Source organism: Rossellomorea vietnamensis (assembly GCF_008180415.1).
In the GTDB taxonomy this organism is placed as follows: Bacteria; Bacillota; Bacilli; order Bacillales; family Bacillaceae_B; genus Rossellomorea; species Rossellomorea vietnamensis_C.
Genome location: NZ_VTEI01000011.1, coordinates 72,272 through 92,272 on the forward strand (window position 1 = coordinate 72,272; position 20,001 = coordinate 92,272).

Here is a 20,001-nt window from a genome sequence, read left to right on the forward strand (position 1 = left end):
GTATATATTCCCCTCCGTATCAGCCGTACAAACTGTTCAATCTTAGAGAGGATACTAAGTTCATCACAGTTTATGCTACTTTAGAACCTAGTCCTTAAGACCTCTCTTCTCAATTGAGAAGGTAAATAGAAATAACTGTTTTTACGATTTTATATTGTCAGGTGAGAAGCAAAAAAGTACAATCAATCAGTAAATTTGTGTGTGACACTTGGGCTGGTTTTTTCCTGAAGTGTCTCTTAGAACCTYCCTATGCGACACTTGGGCTGGTTTTCTCTACTGAAGTGTCTCTTAGRACCTCCCTATGTGACACTTGGGCTCTGGTTTTTTCTTGAAGTRTCYCTTAGAACAACTTCCCTCGCTGCCATTATGAAAATTGTTATGAAAGAGGAGAGCTGCAAGCTTGAAATTAAATAAAAATGAAAAACTCAGCATTTACAATGGAATTGCTTCCACTGTGTCCACAAATGCTGTAAATGGATATATCCCGCTGTTTGCCATTGGTGTCCTTGGTGCGAGCAATACGCAAATGGGGCTGATCACTTCTCTTCCCTCCATTATCGGAATGCTAGCCTTGATTCCAGGGGCCATGTGGCTGAACCGGGTAAAAAGCAAGAAAAAGTTTGCCGTTGCTTCCACTCTGTCAACCAGACTTTTGTTCATGCTCATCTTGTTTGTCCCATTTCTGTCTCCGCAATATGCACCTTGGGCCCTTGTTGGCCTGATTGCTCTTTTAAACTTTCCAGGGGCGCTGTCCGGTCTGTCCTGGCAGTCCATGATCGGCGACCTGGTCCCTGAAGAAAGACGAGGCGGATTTTTCAGTTCCAGAAACCGATGGACGACCATTACCGCGATGATTGTAACCTTTTCTACAGGATTCTTTTTAGAACAATTCAATGAAAACAGCGTGTTTCCTTATCAAATCTTGTTTATCGCCGGTTTCGGTTTTGCACTAATGGAAGTGTATTACTTGATAAAGCATAAAGAAGAGCCTGCAGAGCCTACTGCCTCAGAAGAAAAAGAAGTAGTAGAGAAGAAGAAATTTTCACTGGAAGTATTCAAACACAAGCCTTATGTTGCTTTCATTATTTGTGCTCTGCTGTTCAACTTTGGAGCACAAATGGGCTGGTCCATTTTCAGTATCTATCAAATCCGGGAAGCTCATGCCACCGCCCTCTGGTTCAGCATGTTTTCTGTAACGAATCAGCTTTCCCAGATCGTCAGTATCAAATGGTGGGCGAAGTATGCGGACAAATACGGCAACACGATGCTGTTATTCGTCGCGGCGGCCGGTATGGCTACGGCTCCTGCGTTGATGATCGTTTCGACGAATTTATACTATATCACCTTCATAAATCTTTGGATCGGAATTTTCGTAGCAGGAACAAACCTGCTGTTATTCAACCAACTGCTGAATTCTTCACCGCAGAAACAGCTGACAACCTATATCGCCAACTATAACTTCCTGCTTGCGTTCATCGGGTTTCTCGCACCACAATTCGGGGTCCTGCTCCTGAACCAAATTGGAATGCAGAGTGCCATGCTCTCCACCTCCCTGGTACGAATGATGGGCGCGCTCGCCTTCCTGTTCGCGGCTTTGAAAATGCTTGCCCGCCAGCGTACCCGCTCTGGTGACAGTCACAACCCGAAAAATGTAGAATTGGCACCTTGAGAATCAAAAGCGGAAGCACCTTGAACAGCCCCGACAGGCAAATGTTCTCAGGAGAAAAAAAGGCGGGTTTTCCTTTTATTCTCCTGAGGTTATTTGACCCCGAGGGGATAGGCGCTGCAGCTGGACGGATCAAAAGCGGAAGCGCCTTGCTAAGCCCCGGCAGGCAAATGTTCCGAGAGAAAAAAGGTAACCACTAACTAGTTCTAAAATTACCTTTAAAGAAACGAGCAAAGGGTTCATTTTTCTTTGTTTAAGCAACGAATTTCACCTTCTGCAACTTACGGAGATTGACTGAAAAAAGGCTTAGAGATAAATGCATCTCTAAGCCTTTTCAATGGGTGAATTATTTGATCAGGTGTGCGGTTTACGGTTTTTCCACTTACAAGTAAATCCGTAAGTTCATCACTTGTGTTTAATCGCTTATTCCCAACAAGTTACACCTTCTACAACGAACCAAAACAAAAAGCACACCCTTCAGTGCACTTTTCGTCTTCATTGCATTCGACATAAACCGGGGCGTGACTGTCACCGATTTTGAAGATGCTGTATGAATGCAGTTAGCTTTTCTTCACTTTGCAGGCTGCGGTTGCAAGCCTGGCTGTCCTGGCAGATGTAGTTTCCGCGATTTCTATACGTCCCATTGGCAGCCGCTTTCGATTCGGTGATGAACATCCCGATTTCCCTGATGGAATTGCAGATTGTACAGACTCCTTTTTGACTGTGGTTCTTGAAGGTTCCCCTCATTCCACTCAGCTTGCCGTTATCCTCTGTGACAAGGTATTTCCGCTCTTGCCCAATATCATTCCAGCCTAAATAAGTGACTTCCCTAAGGTCTACATTCTCAAGATCGGGGAGCTTGAGCTTCTTTACTTTTGGAAACAGCTTTTGCAGTGTTTTGTCAGACACTTCCCGAAAAGGAATGACAAAGGGTTTTAGCTTAGCAAGATAGACCTCTGCATCCTGCTTATCTTTAATGAAGACAATCGAACTCAGCAAATCGTGTTCTTTCTCTGAAGGAGCAGGCACCAGGCTCAATACCTTTTCCAATGTAACAGCTTTGAGTGCTTTCATGACACCCGGATCATTTGCGTTTACATGACCATTGATCAGCACTTTCGTTTGTGCTTTTATAAAGTTGAATTGATCATTCCTAATAAAGGGCTTCATCATTATTACTCCTTTAACCTCTTCCTTTTACGATACTTCTATTATATCCAGGATTCTCCGGCAAGAATATGCCGGGAATGCCCTTAAAAAGAATTCACCATAAAAAGGAAAGGTCCCCCTGGAAAGTGTACTAGGGCGAAACACCGGATGCCAATGCTTTCCAATGGTTATTTAGAGTATACAATCTTCTTAATGGTTTCCGGAGAAAGAAAATAATCTTCTGCAAGCCTATCCACCCTGCATCCGTTTTTGAATGCTTCTCTAATCCTTGCATTCCGCTCTTCAATCCTTTTCCTTCCTCCTGAACGTGAACCCCACTTTTGATAAGAAGATTTCAGTTTCGGGATATAGATGGATTCTCCCTGCACGTACTTCTGGATTTCCTTAAGTAAATCATCTGGTAAAACATGTTGAGTTTTTGCTACTTTCATTTCAGCCAGCTCCTTATTATTTTTTTATATAAAAAGATAAATAAGGTGCAAAGCCGGTTCATATCAGAAATGTGAAAGCATGGCTGGGCGATTGTCTAACAAAAATTCACCCCATGCAAAGTATCGCCTTCCTGATACCAGGCTTTGCATGAGTTGCTGCTGATTCTGACAATGAATAGAGCCTTGTCATGTAGTACCACCTCCTCAACAATTCAGCTTTGATAGTATATGGTTTATTATAAAAGATTTTTCCCTTCCCCGCATTTTAAAAGGCTGTGTTCGCATATTGTGCTTTCGGAAAACTCCCAAGAGCGGACTTTCCCCGGATACTAAGAGTTTTAACCTTAAACAGGGAAGAGCCGCTCCTTTCTTTTCGGTTTTGCCAGATTTCATCTTCGTAATAGGGTTATTTTTTGAAATAAGTATCAAACAGCAACAAAGTTTACGAAGGGAGCATTTTTAAAAAAGTATTAATCCTTATCAACTGTCCATCCTAACTAGCATAAGTACAATCGAAAAGTTTCATTTCTTACTTAAAGGGGAAAGAGAATTTAAAGGAATATTTTAAATGGAGAGGTATTTTATGGTAAAAACCAATTTCGAAAAAACCATTTCTAGTTATATCGGCCGTCTGCTCAGGGAGCATTTTGGCCGCGGACCTGGAAACGTCGTCTGTTCAGTTTCCGGCCCCTATGTGGTTATTCAGTTTTCAAACTTTCTGTCACCTATGGAGCAATCGCTTATGGATAGTGACCAGACGGTTTATGTTGAAAAGACCAGAGATTTGATGATGGAAACATTAACAAAGGAAATTACAGCTTACGTTGAATTGAATACAGAAGGCCGTGTGGCTGAATTTTACTATGACTGGAACCTTACAGAACGAACAGGAATGATGATTGTGGTGCTTTCATCTTCTGATAAAGAACATCCCCTGCCGCAAATTGATGATTATAAGAACAGTGGCGCCCTCATTAAAGATATCGTTCAAATCACTTCGACTGTACAGAAACCACCAGAAGAAATATATTCTATCATGCAGAACCCCCGCACCCTTCTTATCATACGGAAGGGGATTCTTATCCTCCTCGAAAAGGAGCTGATTCGTCTTGGATTTCATGAAACACTTCGGATCACCAAGCGGAATTTGGAAAAAAGGTTCCTCTTTGAATATAAAGAAAGATTTGAAGAGCATTTAGATGCTGACGTAAAGGACATCTTTGTGGACTGGGACTTTGATGGTGATAAAAGCTTCATCCTCTTACATTTGAAGCCCTCTCAAAAAGATCTTTGATTAGTAGTACCTCTCATGGTATTATATAAAATATCAATCGCAATCAATAATGAGTTTCTGATAGCAATGAATGGGCATGGAACCGGACATAAGTCAGAAGAGAGGGATCTGCCTTCTTTTCTGACTTTTTTAATTTCCAAATATTGTGATTAAATAAATTATTGTTAAAAAGGATGAGGATAGACCAGAATGAACATCAATGATTTCTCCCAAAAAGAACAAGAAATCTTGTCGTGTATAGATAACTATATTGAAAAAGCACGTCAGCAAAGTGATCAGCCCGTAACAATTAGAAAGACCGACATAGAGGATCATGTGGAATCTGTAGCAGAAAGGCTGAATATCCCTTACGAGAAAAACCCTACTTCCGTCCAGACTTACTATACTTTTTTTCTGAACGAGCAGAAAGTTCAAGCGGAAATCTTTTATCGATATCAGAGCTACTATACAAGGCACAGCATAAAAAAGATCAACTAGAAACAAAAGCGTAAGCGCCTTGCTCAGCCCCGACAGGCAAATGTTCCTCAGAGAAAAAAAGGCGGTCTTTCCTTTTATTCTCTGAGGGTTATTTGACCCCGAGGGGCTAGGCGCTGAAGCTGGACGCATCAAAAGCGTAAGCGCCTTGCTCAGCCCCGACAGGCAAATGTTCCTCAGAGAAAAAAAGGCGGTCTTTCCTTTTATTCTCTGAGGGTTATTTGACCCCGAGGGGCTAGGCGCTGAAGCTGGACGCATCAAAAGCGTAAGCGCCTTGCTCAGCCCCGACAGGCAAATGTTCCTCAGAGAAAAAAAGGCGCTCTTTCCTTTTATTCTCTGAGGGTTATTTGACCCCGAGGGGCTAGGCGCTGAAGCTGGACGCATCAAAAGCGTAAGCGCCTTGCTCAGCCCCGACAGGCAAATGTTCTCAAGAGAAAAAAAGGCGGTCTTTCCTTTTATTCTCTTGAGGTTATTTGACCCCGAGGGGCTAGGCGCTGAAGCTGGACGAACCAAAAGCGCAAGCGCCTTGCCCAGCTCAGTGAGAAAGTGCTCCTAAGACATGCAGCTCTATTCAGCGCATTTAATATATTCGTTAGTAGTTCACGCAGGTGGGTCGAATAATCTTCCTCAAAAAACACAAAGCCCCTTTCCAATTTCGGAAAGGGACTTTTTATTATTTATTGAGCTGCTCTAAAAGCTGCTCAATCGGCGCATGGTCCTCAGGTGACTCGTCTATATGGCTCCAGATGATTTTACCATTTTCATCGAAGATCCAGGAGCCTCCCTGGATGAAAACATCCTGGGTTTTAAGGGACTCTTGTACCACTTTCTTTTGCCCCTCATCCTCAGGCAGAAACGCTTTCTTACCACCTTTCAAGAAGGCCTTCCCTGCCATTGCAAGGAGTTTCCATTTTGCCATCGATTTATGGCCCATACTTCTATACAGAGAGCGCTTTGGATCTCCATAAATATCGAATGGATATGGACCGAATTCTCTTGTGAACTGTTCAAGCAAAGATTGATTGGATGGGGTTATGGCAATAACCTGTGCCCCTCCGTCGGTTAATTGCTGGTGATGCTCACGCAACTGCGCGAGAAAGTCTCTGCAAACCGGTCAGCCAGGGTGCCTGACAAATACGACCAAGCTTTTCTGGTCCTGTATGACTTCTTCAAAACTGCGATCTTCGCCGAACGGTTTTTGAAGTATGTTTGTCATTCTTTCACCTTCTTTTCAGTAGATGATTCTATCATAACAATCTTGAGGATAAATTCCATTTTAAACGTTTCCTTTAAATATACACGGATAATGCTCTAACACACTCCAGTGCTGAAAGAGACAGTTCTTTTAGTACTTCACTGCCTCACAGTGTGAAGAGTGACTGTCCCTCCTCGTTCGATGTTGGTACAAATCCCTTGCTGCCAAATTTTTTTGACATCTATCCAATAATAAGGTAAATTAATTAATGTACGAACATTTATTAATTACCACCAAAATAATATTCGCTTTTAGGAGTGTTACTTATGGAAAATGTGTTTGATTATGAAGATATTCAATTAATTCCTGCAAAATGTGTTGTCAACAGTCGTTCTGAATGTGATACATCCGTAACATTAGGCGGCCATACGTTTAAATTGCCAGTGGTTCCTGCGAATATGCAGACAATAATAGATGAGAAAATTGCGATTTACTTAGCGGAAAATGGATATTTCTATATCATGCACCGCTTTAAGCCGGAAGAACGCCTGACTTTTATCAAGGATATGCATTCCCGTGAACTTATTGCATCCATCAGCGTCGGTGTTAAAGATGAGGAATATGGGTTTGTAGAACAATTAGCTTCTGAAGGAATCACACCTGAATTCATCACAATTGACATTGCCCACGGTCATTCGAATGCTGTCATCCAAATGATTAAACATATAAAGAAACACCTTCCTGAAAGCTTCGTCATCGCCGGAAATGTAGGTACACCGGAAGCAGTAAGAGAATTAGAGCATGCCGGTGCCGACGCCACAAAAGTGGGAATCGGCCCAGGAAAGGTATGTATCACCAAGATTAAAACCGGCTTCGGTACAGGAGGCTGGCAGCTGGCAGCTCTCCGCTGGTGTGCGAAAGCAGCAAGCAAGCCTATCATAGCTGACGGCGGTATCCGTACACATGGAGACATCGCAAAGTCAGTTCGTTTCGGCGCTTCCATGGTCATGATTGGCTCCCTATTTGCCGGCCACGAGGAATCACCTGGCGAAACGGTTGAAAGAGACGGAAAGTTTTATAAAGAATACTTTGGTTCCGCATCAGAATTCCAAAAAGGCGAAAAGAAAAATGTAGAAGGCAAGAAAATGTTCGTGGAGCATAAGGGATCATTGCTTGATACTCTTACAGAAATGGAACAGGATCTGCAGTCATCCATTTCGTATGCAGGCGGCACTAATCTTGATGCAATCCGCCATGTGGATTATGTGGTCGTAAAAAATTCGATCTTCAATGGAGATAAAGTTTACTAAACATAAATAAAACCGGGCTTTGGTGTTCCACCATTGCCCGGTTTTTTATTTATAATCTAGGAATTACCTTTACGGTAAACCCTGTTACCAATCTTGGACGAAAGCTGACATAACAGCATTCCGATAAGCGCGGCGGCCAGGATATACACCCCTGCGAAAATCTGCAGTGTCCCGGAAGCCAGGCCTGCAATGATAACCGAGAATTCTCCCCTCGGCGCCAGAGTTAAGCCCGTTTCCAAAGATTCCTGCTTATTCAGTCCGTACCACTGTCCGCCTATATAACCAACAATCAATTTATTGAGTATCGACCAGACCAGGATGGCAGAAAGAAGTCCAAAGGCCGGAATATCACTAGTAAATTCAAGCGAAATCCCGAAATTCAGGAAGAAGAATGGCAGAAATAAGTTCCTGACAGGGAGGGCCGCCTCCTGGATCTTGTCTTTAAAATTGGTGCCTGCAAACATAAGGCCGGCAAGGAATGCCCCGATTACCTCTGATAAATCGAGCAGCAAGGCAAAGCCGCCATACGCCAAAGCGATTCCTAAAATATACACAAGCAGATAATCTTCATGCAGAAACTTTTCAATGAGGGTATATGCCTTTTTCTGGATGAAGCGGCTGATGGCAACCGCAAGTCCCACAAGCAATGCGACTTTCAGGAAGATTAACAGAAAGTCCAATATACTTAACCCTTCTCCCCCGCTCAGGCCAATCAGGATAGTAATAAGGACAGGAGCCACCATATCCTCAAATATCAATAGGGTAAGAACATATCCCGATTCTTTCCTGTCCAGTTTCTTATTGTGTTCAAGAAGTTTAAGAGTGATTGAAGAGCTGGTGGCATAAACCAGTCCACCTATCAAAAGGGAATTAAATAACCCTTGTCCGAATAAGGCGCTGATACCGGCTGTCACCCCGACACCCAGGACCAAATCCAATAGGCCGGGCTTCCATACCTTCTTTCCTTTCTCGGCAATTTCCTTCAGTGGATACTTCATCCCAAGAAGAAAGAACAACAGGATTAAACCAATTTCTCCTGCAACTTCTATCGTCTTGACGTCTTCAAGCAGTCCGGCAAGTGAAATGCCTGCCCCCAGCAAAATATATATGACAATATCAGGTATGCGCAGTGCCTTGTTTCCAAAGTACGCAGTAATAAAAAGCACTAAAAGAAATAAACCAAGAAATAACGGCAGATTCACTAATTGCACACCCTCTCATCCATAGAACATTTAAGTATTCTACTATACCCGTATCTCTCGAAATCTAAGCATATCTTGTCACTCTGTAACCAAGTTTCGAATTGTATAAGGTATTTTTAAAATACTCTTTTCGTAACTTTGTTGCTATTTAATACTTATTTCAAAAAAATAACCCTTTTACGAGGATGAAATCTCGCAAAACTGAAAAGAAATGAGCTGCCCTTCCCCGTTTAGAGTTAAAACTCTTTGTATCCGGGGAAAAATCGGGCTCCTGGGATTTTTCCGAAAGCAACAATAATATGCGAAAAAAGCCTTTTAAGAAGAAGCCAATAAAAAAAGAAGCTTAAAGGCAGCCTAAGTCCTTTAGCTTCTGATAAATTAAATCTCTTTCCTGGAAAAAGGCAGAAACAGCTTCACGCCTCTCTTATTAAAAGGCAGCCATTTCATATCAGCAACCAGGTGGCTCATATATCCAGCAGCTCCCGCCAATAAAATTCCTTTAATCGCAATACTGATTTGCAGGTAATAAAGAATGATGGCATAGAAAGCCAAACCCAGGAGGGAATGAGTATAGCTGCGGTGTGAAACGAGTGACGCAATGATAATATAGATGCCAAATAACCAAAGCCAGTTTTCATCGAGAAAAAGTCCCCCCGTCAATGCACCGGTTCCCGCGACAGTCAATAAGTGCCGCTTCTTAATGAAAACAGAAACCAGCATGATCGCCAGCCCTGCTGCAATTCCCCTCCACATCTCAGCATCCGTTCCAGCCCACCAGCTGTAAACAATGACCGCAATTCCAATCAATTGAGCTAATGACATCAAAAACTTATGAGACGAGGTAAAGGTATTCCTCAGCTTTCCGTCCACATCTAAATCGGGGATCAAACCAGATACTACGCCTGCTCCTATCAATAATAGTGTCTCTTCAGGAGCTGCCTGTAAATATTGGGATGCCAAAAGCCCGGCTCCTGCCCCAATGACCATATGAGCTGTTCCGTTCACAATTGTTCCTCTTTTCTGTTGTTATTCTTGATGGTTTCCCCATTATAGGACAACCTTCTGCCCGCGTAAAACCTTTCTTTTCTATTTTTAATGAAAACTTTGATACTATTAAGATAATAAGAAAGAATGGAGGGACTACTTTATGAAAAAACTGATTGTCGCTCAACATCTTGAAGAAAGCCAGCTGGAATTGATTCAGCAGGCTGCACCTCAATGGGAAATCATCACAGGCAAGGAACCCGAACATTGGAAGAGCCATTTGAATGATGCTGAGATTATCGCAGGCTGGAAAACTTCCATGGAAGAAGCTGCACTCGAAAAAGGCACGGCTCTCCGCTGGATACAGACATGGAGCGCGGGAGTCGACAGTATGCCTTTAAATCAACTGGATTCAAGTGGTATCCTGCTTACAAGCGCCAACGGAGTTCATGCCTACCCCATTTCAGAAACCATCTTTGCCATGATGCTCGGCCTGACGAGAAAAATCCATACATATATTCGAAATCAGGATCAGAAGGAATGGGCCCATTCCGGCCTCAAGCTTGAAATTCACGGAAAGACCATTGGGATTATTGGAGTCGGGGCCATTGGAAAAGAAACCGCAAAGATTGCCAAAGCCTTTGGAATGAATGTTCTTGGGGTCCGCCATTCTGGAAAAGACAGCGAGTACGTCGACCAAATGTTCAGCACCGAACAGCTTCATGAAGTCCTGTCCCGCTGTGATTATGTTGTTAACACGGTGCCTCTCACACCAGATACCCGCGGCATGTTCGGCAAAAAGGAGTTCGAAAGCATGAAGGATTCTGCCTTTCTAATTAATATCGGCCGTGGTGAAACGGTTCAGGAACACGAATTGATACAAGCCTTGAATGCCAAAGAGATCGCTGGAGCCGGCCTGGATGTGTTCGAAACAGAACCTTTGGAAAAAGACAGCCCGCTTTGGGAGATGGAGAATGTCATCCTCACCCCTCACACTGCCGGGTCGACAGAGTTTTATAATAAGAGGGTCATTGAAGACATCTTCATCCCCAATTTAAAAGAATATATCTCCGGCAATCCCCCGCCTGTCAATTTAGTCGATTACAGGAAAGGGTACTGACTCCCTTAGAGGGGAAAAAGGGCATATCTATCAGCTGATAGATATGCCCTTTGCTTTTACTTGACCATACTATACCTTTTTAAAAACTTGCGGGATGGAATTAGCACAGGGGTCTTCGGTTACGACAGATAATTTCCTTTTAGATATGTATGAAGCTGGGCTTTCTTCGGTCACGAGATCTGTTTTCGGCTGAGTTATGTATGATGTTAAGGGCTCTTCGGTCGCGAGAGATGGTTTTCCGTTGAGATATGCATGATGTTGGAGGCTCTTCGGTCGCGAAAGGTGTTTTTCCACTGAGATAAGTATGATGTGGGGCTTTCTTCGGTCACGCCATATGTTTTTCCGTTGAGTTATGCATGTTGTTGGGGACACTTCGGTCGCGAGAGATCTATTTCCGCTGAGATATGTATGAAGTGCAGGAGCAGCGATCTTATTAGTCCCGGAAGAAAAATATCCATGGAGAATAAAAGAAAAAACGGTTTTTCCTTTTATTCTCTATGGATTATTACTGTACTTGGTTTAAGAAAGACTGCCTGATTTTCAATCCAAATTTGTTTATCGTTGGACAAAAATAAAGCTTCCTTCCCCTTATCCTTTTAATAGTTCATATTGTTTGATGACTTCTTTTGAAATTTCACTTTCTTCATCCAGGCCGCTTACTTTTTTCAGTACTCCAGCCACTCCGCTTTCTTTGATCATCTCCTGTATTTCCATAGCCTGTTCGTCTTCAGGGTAATCAAACAGCAAGGCAGCTGCGATAGCCTTGGCAAGATTTGAATATGGAAGGCCCGCCTTATGTGCCTCTGTAGTCGGGCGCACAAGTCTGTCTTCAGGGCCTAATTTACGTATTGGCGCTCGTCCTACACGAGTAACCCCGTCATTTAGATAAGCGTTTTTAAAGCGCTCAATATTTTTATTAATATAAGCCAAGTGGTCCTCTCCATTAAGCCCATATTGTTTTACTAAATAAGCGCCGGTTTCCTTAAGAGTTTCCTTAACTTGATCGGCAATTCTATCGTCAGCCAGTGTTTGATCAATAGTTTCTTTGCCTTGAAGGTAACCGAAATACGCAATGACTGCGTGGCCTGTATTCACCGTGAATAATTTTCTTTCAATGAAAGGGGCAAGGTCTTCTACGATCGTCATCCCTTCGACTTCCGGGAGGCTCTCTTTGGCTTCCACAACCCACTCATAGTAAGGTTCTACAAGGACATCGAGAGAATCCTGATCCTGGATCGGCACGATACGGTCAACAGCTGAATTAAAGAAGTATACCCGTCCTTCAAGCTTTGCTTTTGTATCCTCATCCAAGTTGTCCAGGACATGCTGCTTCAAAATATCTGTGGCACCGATTTGGTTTTCACAAGCGATTACATACAGTTTGTCGTCCGTTAAAGAAACACGTTTCGATAGCCCGCGTGCAATCAGCGGGGCAATCCTCGGCAGGATATTGGGACCGATGGCAGTCGTCAAATACGTTGCGTTTACGATGTGGTCAATGACTTCATCTTCCTGGCTAAGATTGTTTAGACCAGATACATTCTCAATTAATGCCGTCTCTTTTTCTTCTGTAGCCAGGACTACATTATATTGCTTTTCTTTATTTAATTTATTTATGACACTGTCGGCAATATCCACAAAGGTTACATGATAACCAGATTGTGAAAAGAGAGCTCCAATAAACCCTCTGCCAATATTTCCAGCTCCGAAATGTACAGCTTGTTTCATGATAATCATTCCTTTACCAAGTTATTTTGTAAGTAGTCTAAAAATAGGTCTTCTAACTTCCTGCGGATCATTTCCCCGTTTGCTGACGAGTAAATCATCAAAGATTTTTCATCCTCGATAAGGCTTGTACTGATGAGACTCACTATTTCCTGTTCCCTATTGTTCAGGTTTTTCGGAGCAAGCATCAGGAGCAGGCTTTTCATGGGCATCTCAGCTCCATCCATCCCCGGGATCATACATGGCTCTTTCAAGTGGGCGATTTGAAATATAAGCTCCTGGATGCCTGCACTTCGACAGTGAAATAACCCCATATTGGTATTGGGTATCCCCAGTCCGCCTTTTCTCTCCCGCTCCCTCAATTCATGCATCACCTTATCCGTATTGTCGAGAAGTCCATCTTTCTCTGCCTGCGTTACCATTTCGCCCAGTACAGTAAAGTGGCTTCCTGTGTGCTCCATTCTGTAGAACCTGTAATTATCAAGGATGGACTCTATACTTGAATGGATCTCTTTTATCTCCTGCAGAAGACTTCTAACCTTCGGACGTTCGTCTTGGTCCCTTTCCTTCTCTCTTGCAAACTGCTTCAGATACTTATCATTCCTAGTCAGTTTCTCCAAATTGTTCTGCAAATAATTGTGAATGAACTCAATGTCTTTCTCACTGAGAAGAGGGTTGACGAGAATATAATCGATGTCAGTGAAAGGAAGCCTTACCGTAGAGATGACAATGTCATAGTCTCTCATATCTGCCGATTGAAAATCTGTGAGTGATAGAATTTCAACAGAGTTAATTTCCGCTATCTCCTTTTGAATCCGGCTGGCAAGCATCTTGGAAGTTCCGATTCCTGTCGGACAGACCACAACAGCGTTGATTCTGACTTTTTCCTCATTCATGACGAGAGCGGATCCAAAGTGCAGGACGACAAAAGCAACCTCAGCTTCTGGAAAATGAATATCCTTGAATCTAATTTCCAAACTGTTCTTTACAGCTAAAAATAAGACAGGATATTTCTTTTTTATTTCATCTGTGAGCGGATTAAACAATTCCATCTCCTGTTTCAACCGAAATATAGATGGTTCCATGTGTGCGATTAATCCCTGATATAAGGAGAAGTCATCTGATAAATCAATATTGAGCTTTGATGAGACGTCAAGTATCAGATTTTTAATATGCTGGCCTAACAGAATACTGTCATAGTCGATGGAATCAGCAGCTTGCACCTTTGAACCTTTCAGCACAACACTCAGAAAATGTATATCACTGCTGCTTATTGGTACAGAAAGAGTCTGGATCAGTTCATCACAGATCTTATTCATCAACCTGTATTCATTGTCATACCGAGTTTCCGATATATCCATTTCTTCCAAGATGAAGCCGCGTTGAATCCTTTGGATAGTTAGACATATATACACTATAAGGCCTGTGTAGTCACTGTCGGTTAATTTTGTCTGTTCTTTCGTTAGTACAGGATTCACCGCCTGCTCGGCGATTAATAGGTATTCGGGAGAAAAATAACCCAGAACTGTATCATTTAAATGTTGTCCCTTTTGGATTAAGTAAAGATTCTCTATAATATCCTCATAAAAATAGACTAAAAAGAAGTTAGCAAGTGCATGGCGTTTGTTTGCCTCTGTTGCAGCCACTTCCACCCCGACCCCTCTTTTTCTCGTTAGGTTAACAGAGAACTTGCTTAGCCAGATGGCTAACTCATCGAGATAAACAGTAAGGGTGGCTGTACTGATGCCCAGTTGATTTGCGAGCACCTGTTTTTTGAAATAAGGACCTTCATCAAGCAGTGTGATCAGCAGATGCAGCTTTCTTTCTAAAGGGGTCTCGTCGGTAGGAACGATATCTGTCAGCTTTTGGATCAGCCGAAAAATCTGTTCATTTCTTCCATCGATAAATAACCCCTCACTGGTTGTCCTTTTCAACTCCAAATCGTGTTCATTCAGTATTTTTTCTACTGATTTAAGATTGCGCTGTATAGTCCTACCGCTGACATGTAAATAGTCCGAGAGAGTCGATACAGTATGTTTTCCGGATGTTCTTATGATTAAGTCAATGATGGATTTTTCCCTTGAGGTAATAAACATTCTATCCACTCATTTCTTTAAGAAGGGCTGTTTTCGTATGGCTCTTTTCGCAATGATTGTTGCTAATTATAAGTAATGGATTTCCACTCCAGGCGAACGACTCCGCGGGGCGGGTGGTGAGCCTCCTCGGCTGCGCCTGCACAAAAAGTGGAAGCGCCCTGATCAGCCCCGACAGGCAAATGTTCCGAAGAGAAAAAAGGAGGTTTTCCTTTTATTCTCTTCGGGTTATTTGACCCCGAGGGGCTGGGCGCTGCAACTGGATTCCGGGGTCTCACCTGTCCACTAGTCCCGCAGGAGATCGTACGCCTGCAGCGAAGATCCTCCTACGTAAAGAGAGCTCGCATTCTAAAGTAACATTTATTATTGCTTACAACAGAATATTCCCTGTAAATAATGGTGTTATTTTAAAGAGTTTATTTAAAATAGCAACAAAGTTTACGAAAAGAGCGTTTCGTATTGAATGTTACTTTCGGAAGCTCCTCCCTCCCGGATGCCAAGGTTTCTGACACTGAATTGAGAAAGCAGGTCTTTTCATTCTTGCCGACAAGGATATTTCCTATTAAATATAGCAAAAGTTTTCGAAATTGATATGACACAGCAGCCCAGTTTACGAAAAGAGCCCTTTATAAGAGATAAATCTTCAATAAAGCAGAACAGAAAGGCAGGTATCCCCGCCTTTCTAATTCAATGCTATTTGCTATTGATAATATCCTTCAGTTCTTTAGCAGTTCTTGCCCCAACCATCTGATCTACGTTCTCCTGCTCTGAGCAGATGACAGCAATTCCAGATAGAATTTCAAGGTGGGTGCCGTCTTTACCCGCAATACCAAAGATCAACTTAGCCTGTTCTCCGTCAAAATCGACACCATTAGGTACCTGGATAACCGTGAAGCCTGATTTGATAACTGCCTTCTTGGCTTCTTCCGTTCCATGTGGAATTGCTACGTTATTCCCCATATACGTGGTGGTTATGCCTTCACGATCGATCATTGCATCAACATAGCTGGCTTCAACATATCCGGCTTTGACTAACGCTTCACCTGCAAAGCGGATGGCTTCTTCTTTGCTTGCGAATTCCTGGCCAATAAAAATATTCTCTTCCAAAAGAAGGTCGTCATCTTTATCCATGTTAGGCTCTGTTCCGACTGCTTCTGTTTCTGACTCTTCTACCAGCTCGGCCTGTTCTTCTGTAACCCCGTCCTGCAGGCTGGCAATCAGCTTGTCGTATTCCGGACTGGATAAGAAGTTATCGACCGAAATATGATATGCGCTTGGAAGTTTATTCACCGCTCGAGGAGTCAATTTCTCCTGAGTAATGACCACTTGCGCGTCTGCTGGAATCGAACTGATCGCTGTGTTAGTTACAGAAACATCCAATCCGGCTTCCTTCACCTTCTTGCGCAGCAGTGAAGCCCCCATTGCACTGGAGCCCATTCCGGCATCACACGCAAAGACAATTTTATTAACTTCTTCAGGAAGTGTTCCTTTATTTTCAGACACATGACCTGCTACAGAACTCTTCTTGCCTTTCATTTGTTCCATTTTCTTTGTTGCTTCATTGATATCTTCATCAGATGTCTTACTTGTTTTCATAATAACCGCCGAAACCGCGAATGAAACCACTGCTGCCACAAGGACCGCTGCGTAGTTGGCTACATAAACCATTCCATCATTTGGTGTTACGGCTGTGATAGCTAAAATACTCCCTGGTGATGCAGGAGCTTGAAGTCCCCCACCTAATAATACAAGTGTAAATACTCCACTCATCCCTCCAAGGATGACAGAAAGGAAAAGCATTGGTTTCATCAAAACATATGGGAAGTAAATTTCATGAATTCCACCGAAGAAATGAATGATTCCCGCTCCCGATGCTGACTGCTTAGCAGTTCCGCGTCCGAATAGCATGAATGCAAGCAGAACGCCTAGACCTGGTCCAGGATTAGCTTCCAATAGGAACATAATCGATTTTCCTGTAGATTCAGATTGTTCCAATCCAATCGGTGACAAAATACCATGGTTGATGGCGTTGTTCAGGAATAAAATCTTCCCGGGTTCGATCAGAATACTAGTTAGAGGCAGCAGCCCTGCTTCAACCAGCCAGTCTACACCTGTTACAAGTGCTTCTGTGAAAGCATCTACCGCTGGTCCGATACCAAGGTATGCCAAGACTGCAAGAATAGCCCCCAGGATACCAGCAGAGAAATTGTTAACAAGCATTTCAAAGCCAGAACGAATCTTTCCTTCAATTGCCTGATCAAATTTCTTAATGACAAAACCGCCTAATGGTCCCATCAACATGGCGCCTAAGAACATCGGTGTCTCGGGTGCACCGACAATCACACCCATTGTCGCAATCGCACCAACGACTCCTCCGCGCTGATCGTAAATCAGCTTACCTCCTGTATAACCAATTAAAAGAGGCAGCAGGTAATAAACCATCGGGTCAACTAAATTGGCAAGGCTTTCATTTGGAAAGAAGCCTGTTGGAATGAAGAGCGCCGTAATCAATCCCCATGCTATGAATGCTCCGATATTCGGCAGTACCATAGAGCTGAGGAAGTTACCGAACTTCTGCACTCTGACTTTTATAGTAGATTGAGCCATATATTTTCTTCCTTTCATCATTGAATAATTGCAGTAAAACCTTACTTAATCATAAAGGAGAGAATCGGAACGCTTCAACAATGTTGAAAGCTAATTTTGTCGCGCCTGTCGTGACAAACCTATTGTTTCTCTAATTGCTATTCTTATTCTGACCTGTGCAATACACAATATGGCCATCAGAGTGGGAATAATGATTCTATTCCCTAAAACATTCGAGTTAATCTTTAGAATAGTATAAGACTGTATGCAGTAAATCCTAAGACCTATAATTTTCTTATAATACATGAGGATCAAGCTTGCATACTAGTTAATCAACCGCTTCGAATTCTTCTCTAGAAGAATGAAAAAACCTTGCTATTCTCGATAGCAAGGCTTTACTTTTGGGATTACATTTGGTGCTCAACTTTTACACGTTTGATGAACAGCGAAATCACAAAACCGATAATGGCCATAATGATCGCAAATATAAAGGCATCTTGAACCCCTTCAGTAAAAGCGAGAAGAGGGTTAAGCGGGTTCGCTTTATCCTCCACCGTGTTCATAAACCCTTCCGCCCCAGAAGAAAGGATTGAGATAGCAACGGCGGTTCCAATGGCCCCTGCGACTTGTTGTAATGTGTTCATAATGGCTGTACCATCCGGATATAGCTCTGGAGGCAATTGATTCAGTCCATTCGTTTGTGCCGGCATCATCACCATGGAGATTCCGATCATTGTAATGATGTGGTACATAATGATAAATGCCGTGCTGGTTTCTAGAGTAATAGTTGAAAATCCAATCATCGCTCCTGTTAGGATCAGGATTCCGATTGTTACCAGCCATTTCGGACCGTATTTATCGAATAATCCACCCATTACTGGCGAAAGAATACCATTAATTATCCCGCCCGGTAAGAGCAGCAGCCCCGCAGCAAAGGTAGTCAAAGCGAGTGATGTTTGTAAGTATAACGGCAAGAGAATCATTGTGGAAAGCAAGACCATCATACAAACAAGGATTAAAAGCAGTCCGATGGTAAACATCGGATATTTAAACGCACGTAAATTGAGCATTGGCTGCTTCATTTTAATTTGTCTTACTGAAAACAGCGCTAATGCAATTCCGCCAATAACAATGGAAGCTATTACAGTCGTGCTTCCCCAGCCGCCGCCTTCTCCGGCACTGCTGAATCCATAAACGATACCGCCAAAACCGATAGTCGATAATAGAATCGAAAGAATATCGATTTTTGGCTTAGTGGGCGTTGTAACATTCTGCATAAAGAACCACCCGAATATAAGAGCTCCAATTAATAGAGGAAGAGAAATCCAAAAAATCCAGTGCCAGGTCAAATTATTAATAATAAGTCCAGAGATGGTTGGGCCAACCGCTGGAGCAAACATTATAACAAGACCGATGACTCCCATGATCCGTCCACGCTTGTGCGGTGGAATGATCAATAATATCGTGTTAAACATTAACGGAAGCAGCAGTGCTGTGCCGATTGCCTGAACTACCCGGGCGGCCATTAATACTTCAAAGCTTGGTGCAATAGCCGCTATGAACGTTCCAATTATCGAGGCAATCAAGGCTGTATTGAACAATTGCCTCGTTGTAAACCACTGCATAATCAAACCTGACACAGGTACCAGTATGCCAAGTGTAAGCAAATATCCGGTCGTCAGCCATTGTGCAGTAGTTTCGTGAATTCCAAAGTTTTCAATCAGATTGGTTAAGGCCATATTAAGAGCTGTTTCACTAAACAATCCGATAAATCCAGCAACAACAAATGAGATAATTATTGGCACAACACGCAAATTGCCAGCTGCCATATCCCCCGTATTTCCTTGCGCATTACCCATTTTCATTTCCTCCTGTATATCTGTAAATTAATTTTTCAACAACAGCAGCAGATGCTTTGATATTGTTCTTAAGGGATTGCCATTCTGATATGTGATCGATAATATACATGCCCCTTCTATCATTGCTGTTATGGTGACCCCTAATTCTTCAGCTCTCTCTTTTGAAAAACCATATTGCTTAAGTATGTCCGCATATAAGGACTGACAATCTTTAAAGACCATTTCACAGGCTTTACGAAGCTTCTCATGTGTAGAGGCTGTTTCCCAAGCGATCAAACCAATTGACAATCCCTCTTCACATTCTCTCTTGTCAAAGATGGCAGCTATGTTATTGACATAAAATTTGAATGCTTCAATAGCTGACTCGTTACCGCTTAAATCATTCTCTGCCGCCTCTAAGAATACTCTTTTTATCGCAGAAATTGCTTCTAAAGCAATTTCTTCTTTACCATCTGGAAAGTGATAATAAATAGACCCCTTCGGAGCACCACTCTCCTCTATGATCTGATTAAGCCCTGTTCCATTATAACCCTGCCGCTGAAACAGGCGGGTAGCGCTCTCCAGAATAATTTCTTTTGTATTTTGCTTATTCTTCATATAAAAACCCCTTAAAATTATAACAACCGGTCTAAATAATCATAGGTTAATGTATTGATGGAGTCAATTTTAAAGTTTGATTGGTAACAATAAATAAATATAAAGTGCAGGCAGGAAGGGAGCTAGCAGATTTATTTGTTTTAGCTGCAAGGATACAGGCAGCCAGCACGGGAAGTCATCCGCCTTTGAAACTGTTTCCGAGTAGATTTTCACTTTCGGGAAAATCACCAAAGCCAGGCTTTACCCATGGATACTAAGATTTTTCTTTTTCTAAGGCTGTTTTCGCATAGAATGC

At 42.6% G+C, this 20,001-nt stretch carries 15 protein-coding genes and 1 pseudogene; 6 read left to right on the plus strand and 10 right to left on the minus strand.

The annotated features are described in order from the left end of the window. Nucleotides 1-400: 400 nt before the first annotated feature. Together FZC78_RS17605 and FZC78_RS17610 are read left to right on the plus strand one after the other, a co-directional pair. On the plus strand, nt 401-1,669 hold the full coding sequence (locus FZC78_RS17605; protein WP_148941409.1) for an MFS transporter: 1,269 nt from the start codon (nt 401-403) through the stop codon (nt 1,667-1,669). A 20-nt stretch (nt 1,670-1,689) separates the two neighbouring features. Next, entirely contained in the window at nt 1,690-1,866 is a 177-nt protein-coding gene (locus FZC78_RS17610; protein ID WP_187444989.1) for a hypothetical protein, read from the plus strand. Between the two features lie 328 nt (nt 1,867-2,194). Here the strand turns inward: FZC78_RS17610 and FZC78_RS17615 are convergent, their stop codons facing one another. Next, nucleotides 2,195-2,839: a FusB/FusC family EF-G-binding protein gene (locus FZC78_RS17615; protein ID WP_252183668.1), complete on the minus strand. Its 645-nt coding sequence runs from the start codon at nt 2,837-2,839 to the stop codon at nt 2,195-2,197. 164 nt (nt 2,840-3,003) lie between these two features. Continuing rightward, complete coding sequence (locus tag FZC78_RS17620) at nt 3,004-3,267, minus strand: CD3324 family protein (RefSeq protein ID WP_148941411.1); 264 nt, start codon at nt 3,265-3,267, stop codon at nt 3,004-3,006. Nucleotides 3,268-3,850: 583 nt separating this feature from the next. Between FZC78_RS17620 and FZC78_RS17625 the strand changes: the two genes are divergently transcribed. Together FZC78_RS17625 and FZC78_RS23800 are read left to right on the plus strand one after the other, a co-directional pair. Beyond that, a complete protein-coding gene (locus FZC78_RS17625; RefSeq protein ID WP_148941412.1) occupies nt 3,851-4,561 on the plus strand; it encodes a DUF2294 domain-containing protein in 711 nt (236 codons plus the stop codon). A gap of 189 nt (nt 4,562-4,750) precedes the next feature. Further along, nucleotides 4,751-5,038, plus strand: a complete 288-nt coding sequence (locus tag FZC78_RS23800) for a hypothetical protein (RefSeq protein WP_187444990.1) — start codon at nt 4,751-4,753, stop codon at nt 5,036-5,038. A 670-nt stretch (nt 5,039-5,708) separates the two neighbouring features. On the opposite strand, the pseudogene FZC78_RS17645 reads toward FZC78_RS23800, so the two are convergent. Beyond that, a pseudogene (locus FZC78_RS17645) lies at nt 5,709-6,137 on the minus strand (AhpC/TSA family protein); the annotation flags it as partial. A gap of 419 nt (nt 6,138-6,556) precedes the next feature. Between FZC78_RS17645 and guaC the strand changes: the two are divergent. Then, nucleotides 6,557-7,540: a GMP reductase gene (guaC, locus tag FZC78_RS17650; protein WP_148941414.1), complete on the plus strand. Its 984-nt coding sequence runs from the start codon at nt 6,557-6,559 to the stop codon at nt 7,538-7,540. Nucleotides 7,541-7,596: 56 nt separating this feature from the next. Here guaC and FZC78_RS17655 read toward each other — a convergent pair whose 3' ends face one another. After that, complete coding sequence (locus tag FZC78_RS17655; RefSeq protein ID WP_252183669.1) at nt 7,597-8,751, minus strand: cation:proton antiporter; 1,155 nt, start codon at nt 8,749-8,751, stop codon at nt 7,597-7,599. A gap of 369 nt (nt 8,752-9,120) precedes the next feature. Further along, nucleotides 9,121-9,747: a metal-dependent hydrolase gene (locus FZC78_RS17660; RefSeq protein ID WP_148941415.1), complete on the minus strand. Its 627-nt coding sequence runs from the start codon at nt 9,745-9,747 to the stop codon at nt 9,121-9,123. A 142-nt stretch (nt 9,748-9,889) separates the two neighbouring features. On the opposite strand from FZC78_RS17660, the gene FZC78_RS17665 reads away from it, so the two are divergent. Beyond that, a complete protein-coding gene (locus FZC78_RS17665; protein WP_148941416.1) occupies nt 9,890-10,846 on the plus strand; it encodes a D-2-hydroxyacid dehydrogenase in 957 nt (318 codons plus the stop codon). A 588-nt stretch (nt 10,847-11,434) separates the two neighbouring features. On the opposite strand, the gene FZC78_RS17670 is transcribed toward FZC78_RS17665, so the two are convergent. The 5 genes from FZC78_RS17670 to FZC78_RS17690 all read right to left on the minus strand — a co-directional run bounded on the left by FZC78_RS17670 (nt 11,435) and on the right by FZC78_RS17690 (nt 19,706). After that, nucleotides 11,435-12,574, minus strand: a complete 1,140-nt coding sequence (locus FZC78_RS17670) for a mannitol-1-phosphate 5-dehydrogenase (RefSeq protein WP_148941417.1) — start codon at nt 12,572-12,574, stop codon at nt 11,435-11,437. Nucleotides 12,575-12,579: 5 nt separating this feature from the next. Continuing rightward, on the minus strand, nt 12,580-14,667 hold the full coding sequence (locus FZC78_RS17675; RefSeq protein WP_148941418.1) for a BglG family transcription antiterminator: 2,088 nt from the start codon (nt 14,665-14,667) through the stop codon (nt 12,580-12,582). A gap of 690 nt (nt 14,668-15,357) precedes the next feature. Next, complete coding sequence (locus FZC78_RS17680) at nt 15,358-17,271, minus strand: PTS mannitol transporter subunit IICBA (RefSeq protein ID WP_148941419.1); 1,914 nt, start codon at nt 17,269-17,271, stop codon at nt 15,358-15,360. A gap of 386 nt (nt 17,272-17,657) precedes the next feature. After that, nucleotides 17,658-19,079: a DHA2 family efflux MFS transporter permease subunit gene (locus FZC78_RS17685; RefSeq protein ID WP_435874164.1), complete on the minus strand. Its 1,422-nt coding sequence runs from the start codon at nt 19,077-19,079 to the stop codon at nt 17,658-17,660. Nucleotides 19,080-19,136: 57 nt separating this feature from the next. Beyond that, nucleotides 19,137-19,706 (minus strand): TetR/AcrR family transcriptional regulator, encoded by a 570-nt coding sequence (locus tag FZC78_RS17690; RefSeq protein ID WP_148941421.1) that lies wholly within the window; start codon nt 19,704-19,706, stop codon nt 19,137-19,139. Nucleotides 19,707-20,001: the final 295 nt, after the last annotated feature.